Origin of the sequence: Fluviirhizobium alvei, from assembly GCF_030551875.1 — a bacterium.
In the GTDB taxonomy this organism is placed as follows: Bacteria; Pseudomonadota; Alphaproteobacteria; order Rhizobiales; family Rhizobiaceae; genus Rhizobium_E; species Rhizobium_E alvei.
This window is the reverse complement of sequence record NZ_JAUOZU010000008.1, coordinates 94,818-110,695: the sequence shown is the minus strand read 5'-3', so window position 1 is coordinate 110,695 and position 15,878 is coordinate 94,818. Positions and strand designations below refer to the sequence as shown.

Annotated in this window: 14 protein-coding genes and 1 riboswitch; of the genes, 5 read left to right on the top strand and 9 right to left on the bottom strand. The window is 59.3% G+C overall.

What is annotated here, in order from left to right; translation table 11 throughout:
• Positions 1–11: 11 nt before the first annotated feature.
• Positions 12–1,265, top strand: a complete 1,254-nt coding sequence (gene ispG / locus Q4481_RS12420) for a flavodoxin-dependent (E)-4-hydroxy-3-methylbut-2-enyl-diphosphate synthase (RefSeq protein ID WP_304376696.1) — start codon at positions 12–14, stop codon at positions 1,263–1,265.
• Positions 1,266–1,305: 40 nt separating this feature from the next.
• Here ispG and Q4481_RS12415 read toward each other — a convergent pair whose 3' ends face one another.
• Both Q4481_RS12415 and Q4481_RS12410 read right to left on the bottom strand, forming a co-directional pair.
• Entirely contained in the window at positions 1,306–1,944 is a 639-nt protein-coding gene (locus Q4481_RS12415; RefSeq protein ID WP_304376695.1) for a LysE family translocator, read from the bottom strand.
• Between the two features lie 97 nt (positions 1,945–2,041).
• The gene (locus Q4481_RS12410) at positions 2,042–2,776 is read right to left on the bottom strand and encodes a helix-turn-helix transcriptional regulator (protein ID WP_304376694.1); all 735 of its coding nucleotides are present in this window, start codon (positions 2,774–2,776) and stop codon (positions 2,042–2,044) included.
• A 65-nt stretch (positions 2,777–2,841) separates the two neighbouring features.
• On the opposite strand from Q4481_RS12410, the gene Q4481_RS12405 reads away from it, so the two are divergent.
• Entirely contained in the window at positions 2,842–3,168 is a 327-nt protein-coding gene (locus Q4481_RS12405; protein ID WP_304376693.1) for an antibiotic biosynthesis monooxygenase family protein, read from the top strand.
• A 1-nt stretch (position 3,169) separates the two neighbouring features.
• The gene (locus Q4481_RS12400) at positions 3,170–4,291 is read left to right on the top strand and encodes a DNA alkylation repair protein (protein ID WP_304376692.1); all 1,122 of its coding nucleotides are present in this window, start codon (positions 3,170–3,172) and stop codon (positions 4,289–4,291) included.
• Between the two features lie 3 nt (positions 4,292–4,294).
• Here the strand turns inward: Q4481_RS12400 and Q4481_RS12395 are convergent, their stop codons facing one another.
• The 6 genes from Q4481_RS12395 to Q4481_RS12370 form a co-directional block, all read right to left on the bottom strand.
• A complete protein-coding gene (locus Q4481_RS12395; protein WP_377353726.1) occupies positions 4,295–5,857 on the bottom strand; it encodes a M48 family metalloprotease in 1,563 nt (520 codons plus the stop codon).
• Positions 5,858–5,975: 118 nt separating this feature from the next.
• Positions 5,976–6,671 carry a thiamine ABC transporter ATP-binding protein gene (locus Q4481_RS12390; RefSeq protein ID WP_304376691.1) on the bottom strand — a complete coding sequence of 232 codons (696 nt, stop codon included), beginning with the start codon at positions 6,669–6,671 and terminating at the stop codon, positions 5,976–5,978.
• The gene (thiP, locus tag Q4481_RS12385; protein ID WP_304376690.1) at positions 6,668–8,257 is read right to left on the bottom strand and encodes a thiamine/thiamine pyrophosphate ABC transporter permease; all 1,590 of its coding nucleotides are present in this window, start codon (positions 8,255–8,257) and stop codon (positions 6,668–6,670) included. Before thiP ends, Q4481_RS12390 begins: the two co-directional genes overlap by 4 nt.
• Before the next feature lie 9 nt (positions 8,258–8,266).
• Positions 8,267–9,274 (bottom strand): thiamine ABC transporter substrate binding subunit, encoded by a 1,008-nt coding sequence (gene thiB / locus Q4481_RS12380; protein ID WP_304376689.1) that lies wholly within the window; start codon positions 9,272–9,274, stop codon positions 8,267–8,269.
• 44 nt (positions 9,275–9,318) lie between these two features.
• A riboswitch (TPP riboswitch) is annotated at positions 9,319–9,432 on the bottom strand.
• A 94-nt stretch (positions 9,433–9,526) separates the two neighbouring features.
• Positions 9,527–9,883 (bottom strand): ribonuclease E inhibitor RraB, encoded by a 357-nt coding sequence (locus tag Q4481_RS12375; RefSeq protein ID WP_304376688.1) that lies wholly within the window; start codon positions 9,881–9,883, stop codon positions 9,527–9,529.
• On the bottom strand, positions 9,883–10,860 hold the full coding sequence (locus tag Q4481_RS12370) for a bifunctional helix-turn-helix transcriptional regulator/GNAT family N-acetyltransferase (protein ID WP_304376687.1): 978 nt from the start codon (positions 10,858–10,860) through the stop codon (positions 9,883–9,885). The genes Q4481_RS12375 and Q4481_RS12370 overlap by 1 nt, the downstream gene beginning before the upstream one ends.
• 287 nt (positions 10,861–11,147) lie before the next feature.
• Between Q4481_RS12370 and leuB the strand changes: the two genes are divergently transcribed.
• Positions 11,148–12,260: a 3-isopropylmalate dehydrogenase gene (leuB, locus tag Q4481_RS12365; RefSeq protein ID WP_304376686.1), complete on the top strand. Its 1,113-nt coding sequence runs from the start codon at positions 11,148–11,150 to the stop codon at positions 12,258–12,260.
• Positions 12,261–12,385: 125 nt separating this feature from the next.
• Here the strand turns inward: leuB and Q4481_RS12360 are convergent, their stop codons facing one another.
• Positions 12,386–14,266, bottom strand: coding sequence for an MFS transporter (locus Q4481_RS12360; protein WP_304376685.1), 1,881 nt, complete (start codon positions 14,264–14,266; stop codon positions 12,386–12,388).
• A 466-nt stretch (positions 14,267–14,732) separates the two neighbouring features.
• Here Q4481_RS12360 and Q4481_RS12355 point away from each other — a divergent pair, with 466 nt between their 5' ends.
• Positions 14,733–15,761 (top strand): aspartate-semialdehyde dehydrogenase, encoded by a 1,029-nt coding sequence (locus tag Q4481_RS12355; RefSeq protein WP_304376684.1) that lies wholly within the window; start codon positions 14,733–14,735, stop codon positions 15,759–15,761.
• The last annotated feature ends 117 nt before the right edge of the window (positions 15,762–15,878 follow it).

The following is a 15,878-nucleotide window of genomic DNA, read 5'->3' as shown; positions in this document are numbered from 1 at the left end:
AAGAGGCTTCCATGACTTCCCCTCGCTCCTATGATCCCAAGCCGCGCCGCGCCTCTGTCGCCGTCGAAGTCGGCGGTGTCATTGTCGGCGGCGGTGCGCCTGTGGTGGTTCAGTCGATGACCAATACCGATACGGCCGATGTCGATGCGACGGTCAAGCAGGTTGCCGATCTGTTTCGATCCGGCTCCGAACTTGTCCGCATCACGGTCGATCGCGACGAAAGTGCCGCTGCCGTGCCGAAGATTCGCGAGCGACTGCTCCGCCTTGGCATGGATGTGCCGCTGATCGGCGATTTCCACTATATCGGTCACAAGCTCCTGGCCGATCATCCGGCCTGTGCCGAGGCTCTGGCCAAGTATCGCATCAATCCCGGCAATGTCGGTTTCAAGGACAAGAAGGACAAGCAGTTCGCCGATATCATCGAAATGGCGATCCGCTACAACAAGCCGGTTCGCATCGGCGTCAACTGGGGGTCGCTCGATCAGGAACTTTTGACGCGCCTGATGGATGAAAACCAGAAGGCAGGCTCGCCGCTCTCCGCCCGTGATGTTACACGTGAAACGGTCGTGCAATCGGCACTTCTTTCGGCAGAACTGGCCGAGGAGATCGGGCTGCCGCGCAACCGCATCATCCTGTCGGCCAAGGTCTCGCAGGTGCAGGACCTGATTGCGATCTATTCGATGCTATCGGAAAGGTCTGATCATGCCCTCCATCTCGGCCTGACTGAGGCCGGCATGGGCTCGAAGGGCATCGTCGCTTCGTCCGCGGCCATGGGCTATGTGTTGCAGCAGGGGATCGGCGACACGATCCGCGTCTCATTGACACCGGAGCCGAATGGCGACCGCACCCGCGAAGTGATCGTGGCGCAGGAATTGCTGCAGGTTATGGGCTTCCGCCAGTTCCTGCCCGTTGTCGCCGCCTGCCCGGGCTGTGGCCGGACCACCTCCACCGTCTTTCAGGAACTGGCCCAGAAGATCGAGCAGGATCTGCGCAAGAACATGCCGGTCTGGCGCGAGAGATATCCCGGCGTCGAAGCGCTCAATGTCGCCGTCATGGGCTGCATCGTCAATGGGCCCGGTGAAAGCAAGCATGCCGATATCGGCATCTCTCTGCCCGGCACCGGCGAAACACCAGCCGCCCCCGTTTTCATCGATGGCCAGAAGGCATTGACGCTACGTGGTCCGAAGATCGCCGAGGAATTCGAAAGCCTCGTGATCGACTATATCGAAAAACGGTTCGGTAAGGGTGCCGCTGCGGCAGAGTGAGGCTTTGCCTTTCCCCCGCAAGGGGAGAAAGAGACCTGGATCACGCCCGCAACAACAAGAGCTTCAAGCCGGCAAAAGCGAAGAAAGCGCCCATGGCGCCCTCGATATAGCGCCGCGCCTTGCCATAGCCCCTGACCACCGCCGAAGCCGAGAACATCAGCGCCATAAGATTGAGCGTGATCAGGCCGATCAGCTGGCAGCCGAGAATGAAGATCACCATGACGCTTGTCGGTGCGCCGACGGGCAGGGCCAGCGAGACCATGGAGATCCAGACAAAGATGGCCTTTGGATTGGTGACATGCAGCAGGAAGCCCTTGAAATAAAGGCGTCCCAGGCTTTCGGTGGTCGTTGAGACCTGAGCCATTGTCGCGTCGTTCGCCGAAGATGCGGCCCTGAAAGCCTTGTAGGCGAGGTACAGTAGATAGAGCCCACCCGCGATCCTGATAATGATCAGCAGTTCCGCATAGGTGGCAATCACCGCCGCAAGTCCGATGGCCGACAGGGTGGCCCAGACCAGCGAACCGGCCATGATCCCGGTCGCAAAAGCCACCCCCGCCTTGCGGCCTCTTGTCATTGATGTGTTGATTAGTGCCACCACAGCAGGGCCGGGGCTGGCCACGGCAATGAAATAGGCCATCCAGGCGACGACTAGATAAGAGAGATAGGAGCTGTCGGACATGCTGGCCTCGCCTTTTCAAGTTGCAAGATAGACAGGAAAAACAAAACGAAAAGTGACATTTGTTGAAGAGCCGATCACGGGAACTGATATCTGGCCATCAGGGGCGGATGGCATCGATATCGGCGATCGCATCGGCGAACACAGCGGCCGGACGCAGGAAGAAATTTTCGTCGGCCACCGAAGCTTTCTGAATCCGATCACAGCGAAAACTACGGACCGCCTGTCGGCCATGATCCCAGGCGATGACATACCAGACCGGCACATTGAGCAGCAGCAATTGCGGTTCGATCCTGCGATGCGACAGGCGGCCTTCGACGTCGCGATAGCTGAACTCGACGATCCGCTGCTCGAGAAATCCGGACAGCACGGCATCGCTGACAGTGTCATTCAGCCCGGAGAAAGTCTGCAGCACCGAAGTCGATGCCGCATTGCCGATCAGAATCCGGCTACGGAGGCTGGAAATCCTGTCCTTGAAGGAGGGCGAAAAGGAAGCCGCAATCTTGCTGCGGATCGAGGAAAGACTGGTGATCAGCCAGGGGAACGGCAATTGCTCGGCGATTGCGAGGCTGATCAGCAGTTCCACCGCCTCCCGATGGGTAAGGCTCAGACGACCGACACCCCAGTGACGCGGCAGACGAATGCCGCCGCCGCGCCCACGATCGGCTTCAATCGGCAGGCCCCGCTCCCGCAACAATGCGATATCGCGCGCGATCGTGCGGATGCTCACGCGCATCTCGCGCGCCAGATCCTCGATCGTCAACGGATCGTCGCCCTTCAACCGGGCCGTTATGATATCAAGCCGCGCAAGGCGGGTGCTATCGGACTGTTTCATCTGACAAATATGACACGAAATGGCTTATTTTCCGATAGGTCTTGTCACGTGAAAAGGAGCCACACATGCAAGACACAATCATTGAACTGGCGCGGATCAAGCTCAAGGACGGCATTGACGAGGCCAGATTGGTCGAAACATCGGAGCGATTTCAGCGCGCGTTCCTCGATAGGGTCCCGGGCTTTCTCGGTCGCGAACTGATGAAGGCGGATGACGGAAGCTATATGGACCTCGTTCACTGGCAGAGCAGCATCCATGCGGATGCCGCGATGAAACAGGCTTCGGAATCAGTGGAATGTAGAGATTACTTCGGCCTCATGGACATGTCGGACGATGATCCGCATTCCGGCGTGCGCCTGTTCCAGCTGCTCGCAGACTATCCGGCGCACTGAGATGGAGCCGCTCAAAAACCTCTTTTCGGAAGAACTGGTTCGCTGGATGGTGTACCACCTGGCGCGGCAGCTACCCGCAACCGATTCACACCGTCTGTTCCATTCGATCATCGATGCATTTCCAGCACTCGAACTGAAGGCACGTGCGCAATGGATCGCCGACCGGCTTCACGAGGTCTTGCCGAACGATGCAGGCGAGCGTCTGGCAATTCTTGAGGCGATGCTTCATCCGGACGGGCTTGACCATCATGACGAGGGGTCCGACGAAAAGGGTCTCTGCGGCTGGGCCGTGATGCCGCTGACCCTTCTGGTTGGTCAGCGCTGCCTGACGAACTTCGATGCGGCGATGCATTCGCTCAAGGTGATGACACAGCGTTTCAGCTCGGAATTCGGCATACGCTACTGCCTCCGTCAGGATCCGGAACGGGCCATTTCCATCATGGCCGGTTGGACAGGCGACCCGAACCGGCATGTCCGTCGGTTAGTGTCTGAAGGAGCGCGACCGCGATTGCCTTGGGCGATGCAATTGCCGAGCCTGATTGCCGATCCTAGCCCCGGTCTCGATCTGCTCGAACGGTTGAAAGACGACCCGGACCAATATGTTCGCCGATCCGTCGCCAATCATCTCAATGATATCTCGAAAGATCATCCAGATCTGGTCGTCGAAAGGGCAGAGGCCTGGATGGCGGGAGCGACCGACGAACGGCGATCCCTCCTGCGGCACGGCCTGCGAACCTTGATCAAGAAGGGCGATCCGCAGGCACTCGCCCTGTTCGGCAAAGAGCCCGGACAGGTGCGGTACGGCCCGCTGGAACTCAAGGGCACCCTTGTCCGGTTTCCCGGCAATCTGGATTTTGCGATCGAGCTGCAATCCATCGCCGACCGCCCGGCCAGCGTGAGTGTCGATTACGTCATCCATCTCCGTAGGGCGAATGGGAGCCTCTCGACAAAGGTTTTCAAGGGCGGAGAATGGACCCTCGCACCCTTAGAGAAACGGTGCTTTCGCCGCAGCCATGCGTTCCGGCCGATCACAACCCGTCGATACTATCCCGGAGAACACCAATTGCAGATAAGGATCAACGGCATCGATACGCCAGCCGTGGTGTTCGAACTCGAAATCTAGACGTTACTCGGCGACGATCTTCACCCGGTCGCCGGGTTTCAGGCTCGCTGCAATCGGCAGGCCGTTGAGCAGACGGAACAGTTCGACCTTGCGATCGGTCCCCAGCATCTTGTCCGCCAGCGTCTGCAACGTATCACCGGGCTTGACCACGACGACACGGATGCGCAACGGCTTCAGATTGGCGGCTTCCGTCGGGCTCATGCGCCGGAAAGAGCCGCGAAGCTGATTGGCGGTCGCCTCAAGCGCCGCAATATTGCCTTTCGGCACTGCTGTCAGGAACCGGTAGATCTGCGGTCCGCTGCGGATGACCGTCACGTCGAAATCCCACTTGTCGGCGGAAGCGTTGGCCACCGCCGCCGGCATGCCGTTCACGAAAGTCGAGCGGATCGTTTCGGGTCGCAACCCGGTAACCCAGCCGCTGGCGATGTAGTCGGTCAGGCTGCCGCCCGCCTTGTCATCGACGAGGTCGAACCGCACCGCGATATCGTTCGGACCAGTTGCCATGACGGCTTCGGCCTTGTTGTCGATGCTGAAGCCCTGCGGAACCTCGAACCGGATGCCGAGATTGCCGTGCAGGAACGTGCGTCCGCGGACATAGCCTTCCTGCGGGCTGTCGCCGAACAGCAATCCGTCGATACCGTCGAGATAATAGTCGCGACCCCGGTCGCCGGCTTGACCTTCCATGCCGAACTGGCGCGCATGGCGGCGCGCAAGATCGACACGCTGTGGCGTGGACGGATGGCTGGACAGGAAGTCCATTGTCGGATCCGCATCCAGGTCGGCCGCCATGAAGCGGCCATAAGCGCCCATCGAATCGAGGAAGCGCGCCGCTGCATAGGGATCATAGCCCGCTTCGCCCAGCATCCGCACGCCAATGACGTCGGCCTGGAGCTCCTGGTTGCGAGAGAAGGCAGCGAGCCGCAGTTTCGAACGTGCAAGTGCCTGCTTACCGGCGAGCTCCGAAGACAGAACTTCGGTGACGACGCGGCTGGCAATCACTTCGGCTTCCTCGCGCTGCTGGCGCTCGATACCGTGATTGGCCGTCACATGCGCCATTTCATGGCTAAGCACGGCAGCCACTTCGCTGGCATCCGTCGCGAGCGCCAAAAGACCGCGGGTGACGTAGACATAGCCCCCCGGCAGCGCAAACGCATTGATTGCCGGCGAGTTGAGAATGGTGATGCGATAGGATTGTGCGGGATTTTCCGAAACAAGCGTCAGCGCGCCGGTGATGCGCGCAACGAGTTGTTCCGTCTTGAGATCGCGATATTCGCCGCCGTAGCTCGCAACGATGCGCGGATGTTCGCGTGCACCCATTTCGGCGCGCGGATCATTCTTCTGCACCTCATCAACGATCTGTGGCGATTTTGATGGCGCGATCTCGGCTTCATAGCTCTGATCAAGCAGCGACTGGCAGCCGGCGAGAAATATAAATGCCAAGCCTACAGAGGCGACTCGGGCGGGAAATTTCAACCACGGATGAACGCGCCGCCGGGCTGGCCCCAGTGGAGCGAGGCCGGCAGCGGAAACGGTGGCGCAGTGGTTGCCTGAGATTGCGTCCTTCATCCGTCTCGCCATGATACTCTAGCGCGGCTCACCCTTATCCGATTTCGTCGGATTTTGCATAGCACAAATTGGCGCCGGAATGAGGCAAAGATCGTTCTGAAATCAGTCTATTTCAAGATCAACTTTCCGGTTCCGGCGGTTCGCCTGGCAAATACCAGGCCGCTGTCGGTCCGCAATAGGTCACTTTTCCGTCCTCGATCGCGATCACATGGTCGGCAAACCGGCGCACTTCGGTTCGATCATGCGAGATCATCAGTGCCAGCATGTTTCCATCGCGGACCATATCGAGAAGCAACGATCCCATCGAAAGCCTGAGGTCCGGATCGAGACTGGCGAAGGGCTCGTCGAGCAGAAGAAGGGGGCGTTTGCGGACTAGCGCGCGGGCAAAGGCCACACGCTGCTTTTCACCGCCGGATAGCGCTTCCGGCATACGTTTGGAGAATCCGCCTAATCCGACACGGTCAAGCGCTGCCTCGACCGCCTCTTTCTGTCCGGCTCCGAGCCTGAGATCAGGTGCCAGGCCAAGCGCGACATTGGTAAAGACATCAAGATGGGCAAACAGGTTATGATCCTGGAAGACGAGCGTGACCGGCCGTTTCCCGGGCGGCAAATCTGTCAGGTCCTGCTCGCCAAAGCGGAGGGTTCCGGTTTCCGGCGTCGCAAATCCGCTCAGGATCTGGAAGAGGGTCGATTTTCCCGCACCGGACGGACCGGTGACCGCCACCAGCCCGGGAGACGAAACCGAAAAGCTGTAACGGAAAGCACGACCTTCATAATGAATGGTCAGATCGTCGGCTTTGAGGGCAGGGCTCATCGGAATTCTCCGGGTTTTGTACGTTCGCGCATCAGGGCCGGCACCATCAGGAGCAGGCTGAGGCCGGCGAGGATCAGCGACAGACCTGCAGCATCACCGGAACGGTAGCTTCCGAGTCGCGCATAGAGGAGAGAAGGAAGCGTGATGAAGCCATCGCTGGAAAAGAGCGCGATCGCGCCAAGATCACCGAGCGACAGCGCCATCGCAAAGCCGAGACCTGCCAGAACTGGTTGGCGCAGCACGGGCCAGTCGATAATCTTAAGCCGGCTAACACCACGAATGTCGAGGCTCTGCGCCAGGCGATCCGTGCGTTCGAGATGGGTGGCGATTGCCGGGCCCACAAGCCGCATGGCAAAGGGCATCGCCATCAGCGCGTTGATCACCAGCACGACCAGCGGCGCCAGATGATCTGCGAGATCGACCGCCAGCAGGATGAGGAACCAACCGGAGCCGAGCGCCAAGGGCGGCAGCACCAGCATCAGATCCGGTAAACGATAGAGGAGAACGAGGGATTTTGCCCATCGCATGCGCGCATCCTGCGCCGCATAGGCGATCGCCACGGTCAGGGATGCCGATAAAAGTCCGGCACCGAGCGCAATCGTCAAGCTGGTGCCAAGCGCCTGCCAGAAGACCGGCTGCGTGAACAACGATTGCAGGCCCGATCGAAGGCCGAAAAAGAAAATCGCGAGCAGGGGTGCCGCTACCAGACCCACAAATGCAACGAGCACGGTTGTGAAGCCTGTGCGTTCGACCCACCCTGCAGGAAGGCCAATGAAAGAAGCGCCGGCCTGCGCCACCTTTTCTGTCTCCGGTCTCGAAAACAGCGCCAGCAGCCGGAAGACGGCGATTGTCAGGACCAGTTGCAACAGAATGAGGATTGCGGCACGCGCCGGATCAAACTCGAATTTCAGCGCCTGATAAAGCGCCACTTCGAGGGTCGAGGTCGAGGGTCCGCCACCGAGCGTCAGGACAATGGTGAAACTTGTCATGCAGAGCATGAAGATAAGCCCGGCAATACCCGGCAACACCCGCAGCATGGCTGGCCACTCCACGAAACGGAACAGGCTCAGGCGCTGGAGATCAAGGCTGGCGGCCAACCGCCATTGCTGCGCCGGGATCGCATCGAGCGCCACAAGAAGCAATCGCGCCGCCAGCGGCAGGTTGAAGAAGACATGCGCCAGCAGAATTCCGGAAAGCCCGTAGGGAGAGAAGGGGGGCAGGCCGAACGCCTGAAGGAGCTGGTTGAGGCTACCCTGCCGGCCCCAGATTTCCAGAATCCCGAAGATGCCGGGCAAAACAGGCAAGCCGAGTGGCACGAGCATCAGTGCGATCACCAGACCCCGACCAGGAAAGTGCCGGAACCGGGCCATCGCGAGCGCCACAGGCAGAGCCCCGGCCACTGACAGCAGCACGGAAAGACCAGCCTGTTTGAGCGTGAAGCCGAGGATACCACCGAGATAGGAGAGGGGAGGCAAGGCATCGCCACCGCCGGTGCGCGCCAGCAAGGCGGCAAAGGCGAGGCCCGCAAAGCCGATCATGAAACCGACGGCCAGAAGACCAAGAATCTGTACTGGCCGCCGAAGCATAGCTTCCTCTTACTTCTTGGCCAGTGCGGCCAGCCATTCATCGATCCAGGCCTTGCGGTTGGCCGCAATGGTTTCGGGATCGATGGTCAGTGTCTTGGCCGGGTGGACGAGCGCATCAAAGGCAGCGTTGAGCGGCGCGCTTGTTTTGCCCGCCGGCATCATCCAGTTGTTTTCCGGAATGATATCCTGAAAGGCCGGGCTCATCATGAAGCTGAGAAAGTCCTTCGCAAGATCCGGATCGTGGCTTGACTTGACGATACCGGCCACCTCGATCTGGATCGGATGCCCCTCGGCAAATTCGGCCGCCTTGTAGGTTTCCACCTTCTCGGCAATCACATGGTAAGCCGGCGATGTCGTATAGGAGAGCACCATGGACGCCTCTCCACGGGTGAAAAGCCCATAGGCTTCCGACCAGCCGGGCGTGACGGTAAGAATGCGCCTGGAGAGTTTCGTCCAGGCCTCGCCCGCCTTGTCACCATAGACCGCCTTCATCCAGACGAGCAGACCGAGACCGGGGGTCGAGGTCCGCGGATCTTCAATCACGATCTTTTGCTCCGGATCACCTTCGACCAGTTCGGCAAGGCTCTTCGGCGGGTTTTGTAGCGCCGATGAATTGTAGATCACGGCGAAGTGGCCATAGTCGTATGGGATGAAGACCGGATCGGCGAAACCACCGGGGATCGTGAGGCCTTCGGTCGTCAGTCCATGCTCGGCAAACAGACCGGTTTCCTTGGCTTCGGCGATCAGGTTGTTATCGAGCCCAAGCACGATATCGGCCGGCGACTTTTCGCCCTCCATCTTCAGCCGGGTCAGAAGTGCGACGCCATCGGCGAGGCTGACGAACTTGAGATCGCAGCCGCATTCCTTTTCAAACGCAGCCTCAACCTTGGGACCCGGGCCCCATTCCGAGGTGAAGCTTTCGTAAGTATAGACCGTCAGAACCTTGTCAGCCGATAGGGCTGGCGAAACGGTTCCAAGAGCGACGAGCAGGGTGGAATAGAAAGATATCTTGCGCATCAGCGCCTCCTTGTTTCAAAAAACGGGAATAGGGCGCTGAATGACTTCATTTGCCGTCTAATCCCTCCGCCGGTACGAGCCGGATCAGGTTCTGCGGGTCGGTTTAAAACCTCTCAGCCAAGCACCGTTTCCGGCACAGGGCACCCCGTTAGAGCAAGGCGATATTTAGCCTCCTGTCATGAAAATGACAAGCGGTAAAGAATGCGCTTCCGAAAACGACGACGAGCGGGAGGCGCGGTCTGTTTGCGGACGCTACTCGGGCTGGCCTTCGTCGATACGAAAACAACCCCAACCATCGATCTCGCCGCCAAGCGGCTCGGCAAGAGATTGAAGGTGATCCTCGACGGCAACGATATCTCCATATCGGGGCACCATGTGCCGGGTTGCCGTGACATCCCAGGGAAGACGCTCATCGACGTCGGATTTTCGATAGCGAGGCACGAAGCCTTCCCGATCGACCTGCTCGCAAAAGGAGATCGCTGCGCTCTCTTCAGGAAAAATGACGGAAAAATCGATGTTGCGCGGCGACGTCAGACGGTCGCCGCTCGCCAGCATCCTGCGCAGCGCAGCGCCGGTTGCGTCGCCTGGAATATCTTCACCGTCGGTCATCACACTCTCCTTACGAACCGCTGTTCCGGCAGTTCGAAACCCCATTGCGCCCCGACCCATTCCTCGGCCAGTTCGAAACCGAAGGATTCGTAGAGTTTTCGGGCCGCGTCCAGCCCCCTGAACGTCCAGAGATGGATTTCCGCAAAACCGTGGTCGTCGCAGAATTTCACCGCTTCCGCCACCAGCCGTCGCCCCGTGCCCGTCCCACGCAGGTCGTGCTCGACGATCACCCATCTCAGATGCGCTCTTCCGCCGCCGAGATCCTCGCCGTCGATGGCCGCCGAGCCCTTGATCTCGCCGTTCTGCAGCGCGAGCCACAGCCGGTTGGCCGGCCGCTTGAGCCGCGGCACGAAATCGGCGAGGCCTGCTGCGACCTTCGCCTCGAAGATCGGCGGAAAGCCCCATGCGCGCGCATAATACCGGCCGTGCATCTCGGCGATCCGCCCGATCGCACCCGGCAGAAAGCCCTCGAGAATCTCCGAATCGGCCACATTATTTGTCGGCCCGTTCCCCGGATGATACAATTGCGCGCCGCCTCGCATTTGCGCGAGCGCGCAGGCATAGGCATCAAGCCCCTCGACGACGACCTGGCGCTTGTCGGCATTCAGGGAATGCAACGCTCTTCCGACCTGCAGATTGGCGAACCGGTCGATATCGGCGAGCAGTGCAAGACCGGCCTCTGTCAGGGAAATCAACTTCGAGCGACCGTCGCCGTCATGGACGCTTTCGGCGATCAGGCCGCGTTCCAGAAGACGGGCCAGCAGCCGGCTTACCGTCGATTTTTCCAGCAGGAGGATCTGCGCGAGGCGGTTGGCGGTCAGCGATCCGGAGGCGCCGATCTCGATGATCGCATGTACCGCCGACGGCGAAAGCTCGGTCCCGGCCAGCGTTTGCTGCATGAAGCCGAGGTGACGGACCATGCGACGCGACGCATCGCGTACCGAATGAATATCGGAATGCTTGAGCGACGCTGACATGAAATGCCCCTCTATATGGTTGCATATTGCAACTATATGCCAAAACGGAGGGAAGAAAAGCCCTGATTGTCGGTATCATCAAACGGCACATGACTGTGGATCCGTTAGGCCGAGCATAATCCCGTCCTGACCCCTGGCAGGCGCCGGCAACCACGCCCGCCAGTTTGCCGACTCGACCACCTACCCACCAACTTGCCGTACCGGATTGCGGCGGAATGGCTTGAAATGCAGGCATTCGGGCTTTATGGGATCTGCAACTTCAACCCTCTTGATTGGAAAGTTTGGCTATGTCGGTACGCAAGCTCTTTCTGTTGCCCGGGGATGGCATCGGCAAGGAAACCATGGCGGAAGTCCGCAAGTTCATCACGGCGATGAACGAAAAGTTCGGCTCGGGCTTCGAGACCGAAGAAGGCCTTGTTGGTGGCTCGGCCTATGACGCCCATGGCGTTGCCATTTCCGAAGCGGATATGGAAAAGGCGCTTGCTGCCGATGCTGTGCTCTTCGGCGCCGTTGGTGGCCCGAAGTGGGATAGCGTTCCTTACGAGCACCGGCCGGAAGCCGGCCTCCTGCGCCTGCGCAAGGATCTTGCCCTGTTTGCCAACCTGCGCCCCGCCATCTGCTATCCGGCGCTCGCCAATGCGTCGTCGCTGAAGCCGGAGATTGTCGAGGGTCTCGATATTCTTATCGTCCGCGAACTGACCGGTGGCGTCTATTTCGGCGCCCCGAAGGAAATCATTGATCTCGGCAATGGCCAGAAGCGCGGTATCGATACCCAGGTCTATGACACCTACGAAATCGAGCGCATCGCTTCGGTCGCCTTCGAACTTGCACGCACGCGCAAGAACAAGGTCTGCTCGATGGAAAAGCGCAACGTCATGAAGTCCGGCGTTCTCTGGAACGAGGTCGTCACCGCCACGCACAAGGCAAAGTACTCTGACGTTCAGCTCGACCACATGCTTGCCGATGCCGGCGGCATGCAGCTCGTCCGCTGGCCGAAACAGTTCGACGTCATCGTGACCGACAACCTGTTCGGCGACATGCTTTCGGATATCGCCGCCATGCTGACCGGTTCGCTCGGCATGCTGCCATCCGCGTCACTCGGTGCACCGGATGAAGTGACCGGCAAGCGCAAGGCCATGTACGAGCCCGTCCATGGTTCGGCGCCCGACATTGCCGGCCAGGGCATTGCAAACCCGATCGCCATGATCGCCTCCTTCGCCATGTGCCTGCGCTATTCGTTCAACATGATCAAGGAAGCCGACGATCTCGAAACGGCAATCGCCAATGTGCTGGAACGCGGTATCCGCACCGGCGACATCATGGCCGAAGGCTGCACCAAGGTCGGTACGGAAGCCATGGGCGACGCCATCCTCGCCGAGTTCCTGGCACTCGCGGCCTGAACCGAAAACCCGGTAAAGCCAAGATCGAGCCCGCCTTGAGCGGGCTTTTTCGTGTCCGGATCTCAGCGTCAGACGCAAAAAACCCGGCGCTTGAGGCGCCGGGTTCTGTTTCCGAACGAGGCCGATCAGGCGTCGTGGATGCTGTTGTTCTTGGTTTCCCGCAGGAAGATCATGCCGATGATGAAAGTGATCGCGGCAATGATGATCGGGTACCAGAGACCGTAGTAGATGTCGCCCTTGGCTGCGCTGAGAGCGAAGACCAGCGCCGGGAGCATGCCACCGAACCAGCCGTTGCCGATGTGATAGGGCAGCGACATGCCTGTGTAGCGGATGCGGGTCGGGAACATTTCGACCAGCATGGCGGCGATCGGGCCGTAAACCATGGTCACATAGATAACCAGCACCGTCAGGATGGCGATGACCTGGAACCAGTTGACCTGGGCCGGATCGGCCACGATCTTGAAGTCACCGCCGCCGGCAACCTTGTAGACCGGCATTTCGGTTGCGTCGCCGAGATCCTTGGCGGTCGCATACTTTTCGCGGATGATCTTGGCGGCAGACATCGCTTCCGGAGCGTTGGCACGAACCGCCGCTTCATCGAGGCCGAGTTCAGGATTACCAGCGATAAAGGCCGCAACCTTGACTTCCGGCACGAAGGCAGCGCCACGAGCGAGCGGATAGCCGGCATCCTTCAGCGCGAAGAAGGTGCTCTTCTGGAAGGCGGCTTCGAGTGCCTTGCCCTGATCGCCTGCCTTAACAGTATCGACGCTTTCGATGACCTTGTCGCCAACCTTCACCTGCGCAGTGGAGCCCGGAGCGCCAGCGACGAAGGTGTAGGGGATGGAGTTCTTGGTCAGGAAGGCGGTCGCCACGTCGCACGAAGTGGTGAACTTCGATGTGCCGGTCAGGTTGAACTGGAAGTTACAATCGGCCGGGTCGGCGGTAACGGTCGCCGAGATGGTTTCCTGTGCCTTGGCAAGTGCTGGGTTACCGGCCCAGGTGAGCGCCTTGAACAGCGGGAAGTAGGTCAGCGCTGCCAGAAGCAGGCCGGCCATGATCACCGGCTTGCGGCCGATCTTGTCGGACAGCCAGCCGAAGACAACGAAGAACAGGGTGCCGATGGCGAGCGAGATCGCAACCATGATATTGGCATCCTGAAGGTCGATCTTCAGAACGTTCTGCAGGAAGAAGAGCGCATAGAACTGACCGGAGTACCAGACGACGGCCTGACCAGCGACGGCACCGAAGAGTGCAAGAAGCGCGATCTTGGCGTTCTTCCATTGACCGAAGGCTTCCGAGATCGGTGCCTTGGAGGTCTTGCCTTCTTCCTTCATCTTCTTGAAGGCCGGCGATTCGTTCATCTGCATACGGATCCAGACGGAAACGCCGAGAAGACCAACAGAGATGAGGAACGGAATGCGCCATCCCCATTCTGCGAATGCGTCCTTGCCCAGCATGAGCTGAACGCCAAGAATGATGAGAAGCGACAGGAAGAGACCGAGCGTTGCGGTGGTCTGGATCCACGATGTGTAGAAACCACGACGACCCTGCGGTGCATGTTCTGCGACGTAGGTCGCTGCACCACCATATTCACCGCCGAGCGCCAGACCCTGCAGGAGGCGAAGGCCGATCAGGATGATCGGAGCGGCAATGCCGATCTGCGCCGATCCGGGAAGGATACCGACGAGGAAGGTCGAAAGACCCATGATGAGAATGGTCACGAGGAAGGTGTACTTGCGACCTACAAGGTCACCCAGTCGACCGAACACAAGCGCGCCGAACGGGCGAACCAGGAAGCCGGCCGCGAATGCGAGCAACACGAAAATGTTACGCGTTGCTTCCGGATAGGAATTGAAGAATGCGTGACCGATATAGACCCCGAGGGAGCCGTAAAGATAGAAATCGTACCACTCGAACACGGTGCCGAGCGAAGATGCAAAAATAACCTTGCGCTCTTCCCCGGTCATCGGACGCGACGAGCTTGAAGACGCTGCGACGTCAGCCATTGAAGTCCTCCACATTTTGACAGCCACTGCGGCACCCCTCCTCAAGGGCCCTCACCGCAGGCTTGAGCATGAAAATGACAGAATTCATCTGTGCGCCACAGAGCTTCTTTGGATTTATGACTAAGGTATTAGGTGCGTCGCAGCAGAAACAAATGCGGCCCAGGCGATGGAAAGTCTTGACTCGGCGGCAATTTTGGCTAGAGCAGGGGCCGTCAAGGGAAATTCGTGATGCGCGCTTGCCTTCCAGCCCGATCCGTCATGAACCGTCCGGATGTTTCATCCGGCGCGGGCCTCTCCTTGTCTCCTGAAATCAAAACCAGGGCCACCAAAACGAAGACGAAAACCGTCTGAGTTCTCGGCCCGCCGCTCTCTCCCCGGCTTGAGGCCGGGAACGAAACCCGCGCGGTTAGCCGCAAAGGGTTCTCCTCCAAGCAATCCGCGGAGAGAAGAAAGAGACGAGATCACAATGGGTTTCAAAGTCGCAATCGCAGGCGCTACCGGCAATGTCGGTCGTGAAATGCTCAACATTCTCTCCGAACGCGGATTCCCCGCCGACGAAGTCGTGGCGCTGGCGTCCAGCCGTTCGACAGGCACCGAAGTCTCGTTCGGCGACAAGGTGCTGAGCGTCAAGAATCTCGAGACCTACGACTTCTCCGATACCGATATCTGCTTGATGTCTGCCGGCGGCGATGTTTCGAAGAAGTGGTCGCCGAAGATCGGTGCGCAGGGTTGCGTCGTCATCGACAATTCTTCCGCCTGGCGCTACGATCAGGACGTGCCGCTGATCGTTCCGGAGGTCAATCCTGATGCGATTGCGCAGTTTACCCGCAAGAACATCATTGCCAATCCGAATTGCTCGACAGCCCAGCTCGTTGTGGCGCTGAAGCCGCTGCACGACAAGGCAAAGATCAAGCGCGTCGTCGTTTCGACCTATCAGTCGGTCTCCGGTGCCGGCAAGGAAGGGATGGACGAACTGTTCAACCAAACCCGCGCCGTCTTCGTTGCCGATCCGATCGAAGCCAAGAAGTTCACCAAGCGGATCGCCTTCAACGTCATTCCCCATATCGATGTCTTCATGGAAGATGGCTATACAAAGGAAGAATGGAAGGTTCTGGCTGAAACGAAGAAGATGCTCGATCCAGCCATCAAGGTCACCTGCACCGCCGTTCGTGTGCCGGTCTTCATCGGCCACTCGGAATCGGTGAACATCGAGTTCGAAAACGAGATCACTGCTGATGAAGCGCGCGAGATCCTGCGCGAAGCACCGGGCTGCCTCGTTGTCGACAAGCATGAAAACGGCGGCTATGTCACGCCGTACGAATGCGCTGGCGAGGACGCGACCTATATTTCCCGCATTCGCGAGGATGCGACGGTCGAAAACGGTCTCAACATGTGGGTCGTCTCCGACAACCTGCGCAAGGGTGCAGCGCTGAACGCAGTGCAGATTGCCGAACTTTTGATCAATCGCGGCCTGATCAAAGCAAAAAAGAACTGACAAGCCATCAGCTCTCGTAAATTGAATAAAGACCCCGCTTCAAACGTTCGTGAAAGCGGGGTCTAATATTGAGCATCCTGAAAAAATACTGGTATAGGCCAGAAAGAAGTTGATTCC

Coding starts and splice junctions, on each gene's coding strand:
- Q4481_RS12415 (WP_304376695.1), bottom strand. CDS start 1,944: ATGTCCGACAGCTCCTATCTCTCTTATCTAGTCGTCGCCTGGATGGCC.
- thiB (WP_304376689.1), bottom strand. CDS start 9,274: ATGCGCAAGATATCTTTCTATTCCACCCTGCTCGTCGCTCTTGGAACC.
- Q4481_RS12360 (WP_304376685.1), bottom strand. CDS start 14,266: ATGGCTGACGTCGCAGCGTCTTCAAGCTCGTCGCGTCCGATGACCGGG.
- thiP (WP_304376690.1), bottom strand. CDS start 8,257: ATGCTTCGGCGGCCAGTACAGATTCTTGGTCTTCTGGCCGTCGGTTTC.
- Q4481_RS12405 (WP_304376693.1), top strand. CDS start 2,842: ATGCAAGACACAATCATTGAACTGGCGCGGATCAAGCTCAAGGACGGC.
- Q4481_RS12370 (WP_304376687.1), bottom strand. CDS start 10,860: ATGTCAGCGTCGCTCAAGCATTCCGATATTCATTCGGTACGCGATGCG.
- Q4481_RS12390 (WP_304376691.1), bottom strand. CDS start 6,671: ATGAGCCCTGCCCTCAAAGCCGACGATCTGACCATTCATTATGAAGGT.
- Q4481_RS12355 (WP_304376684.1), top strand. CDS start 14,733: ATGGGTTTCAAAGTCGCAATCGCAGGCGCTACCGGCAATGTCGGTCGT.
- Q4481_RS12410 (WP_304376694.1), bottom strand. CDS start 2,776: ATGAAACAGTCCGATAGCACCCGCCTTGCGCGGCTTGATATCATAACG.
- Q4481_RS12400 (WP_304376692.1), top strand. CDS start 3,170: ATGGAGCCGCTCAAAAACCTCTTTTCGGAAGAACTGGTTCGCTGGATG.
- Q4481_RS12375 (WP_304376688.1), bottom strand. CDS start 9,883: ATGACCGACGGTGAAGATATTCCAGGCGACGCAACCGGCGCTGCGCTG.
- Q4481_RS12395 (WP_377353726.1), bottom strand. CDS start 5,857: ATGAAGGACGCAATCTCAGGCAACCACTGCGCCACCGTTTCCGCTGCC.
- leuB (WP_304376686.1), top strand. CDS start 11,148: ATGTCGGTACGCAAGCTCTTTCTGTTGCCCGGGGATGGCATCGGCAAG.
- ispG (WP_304376696.1), top strand. CDS start 12: ATGACTTCCCCTCGCTCCTATGATCCCAAGCCGCGCCGCGCCTCTGTC.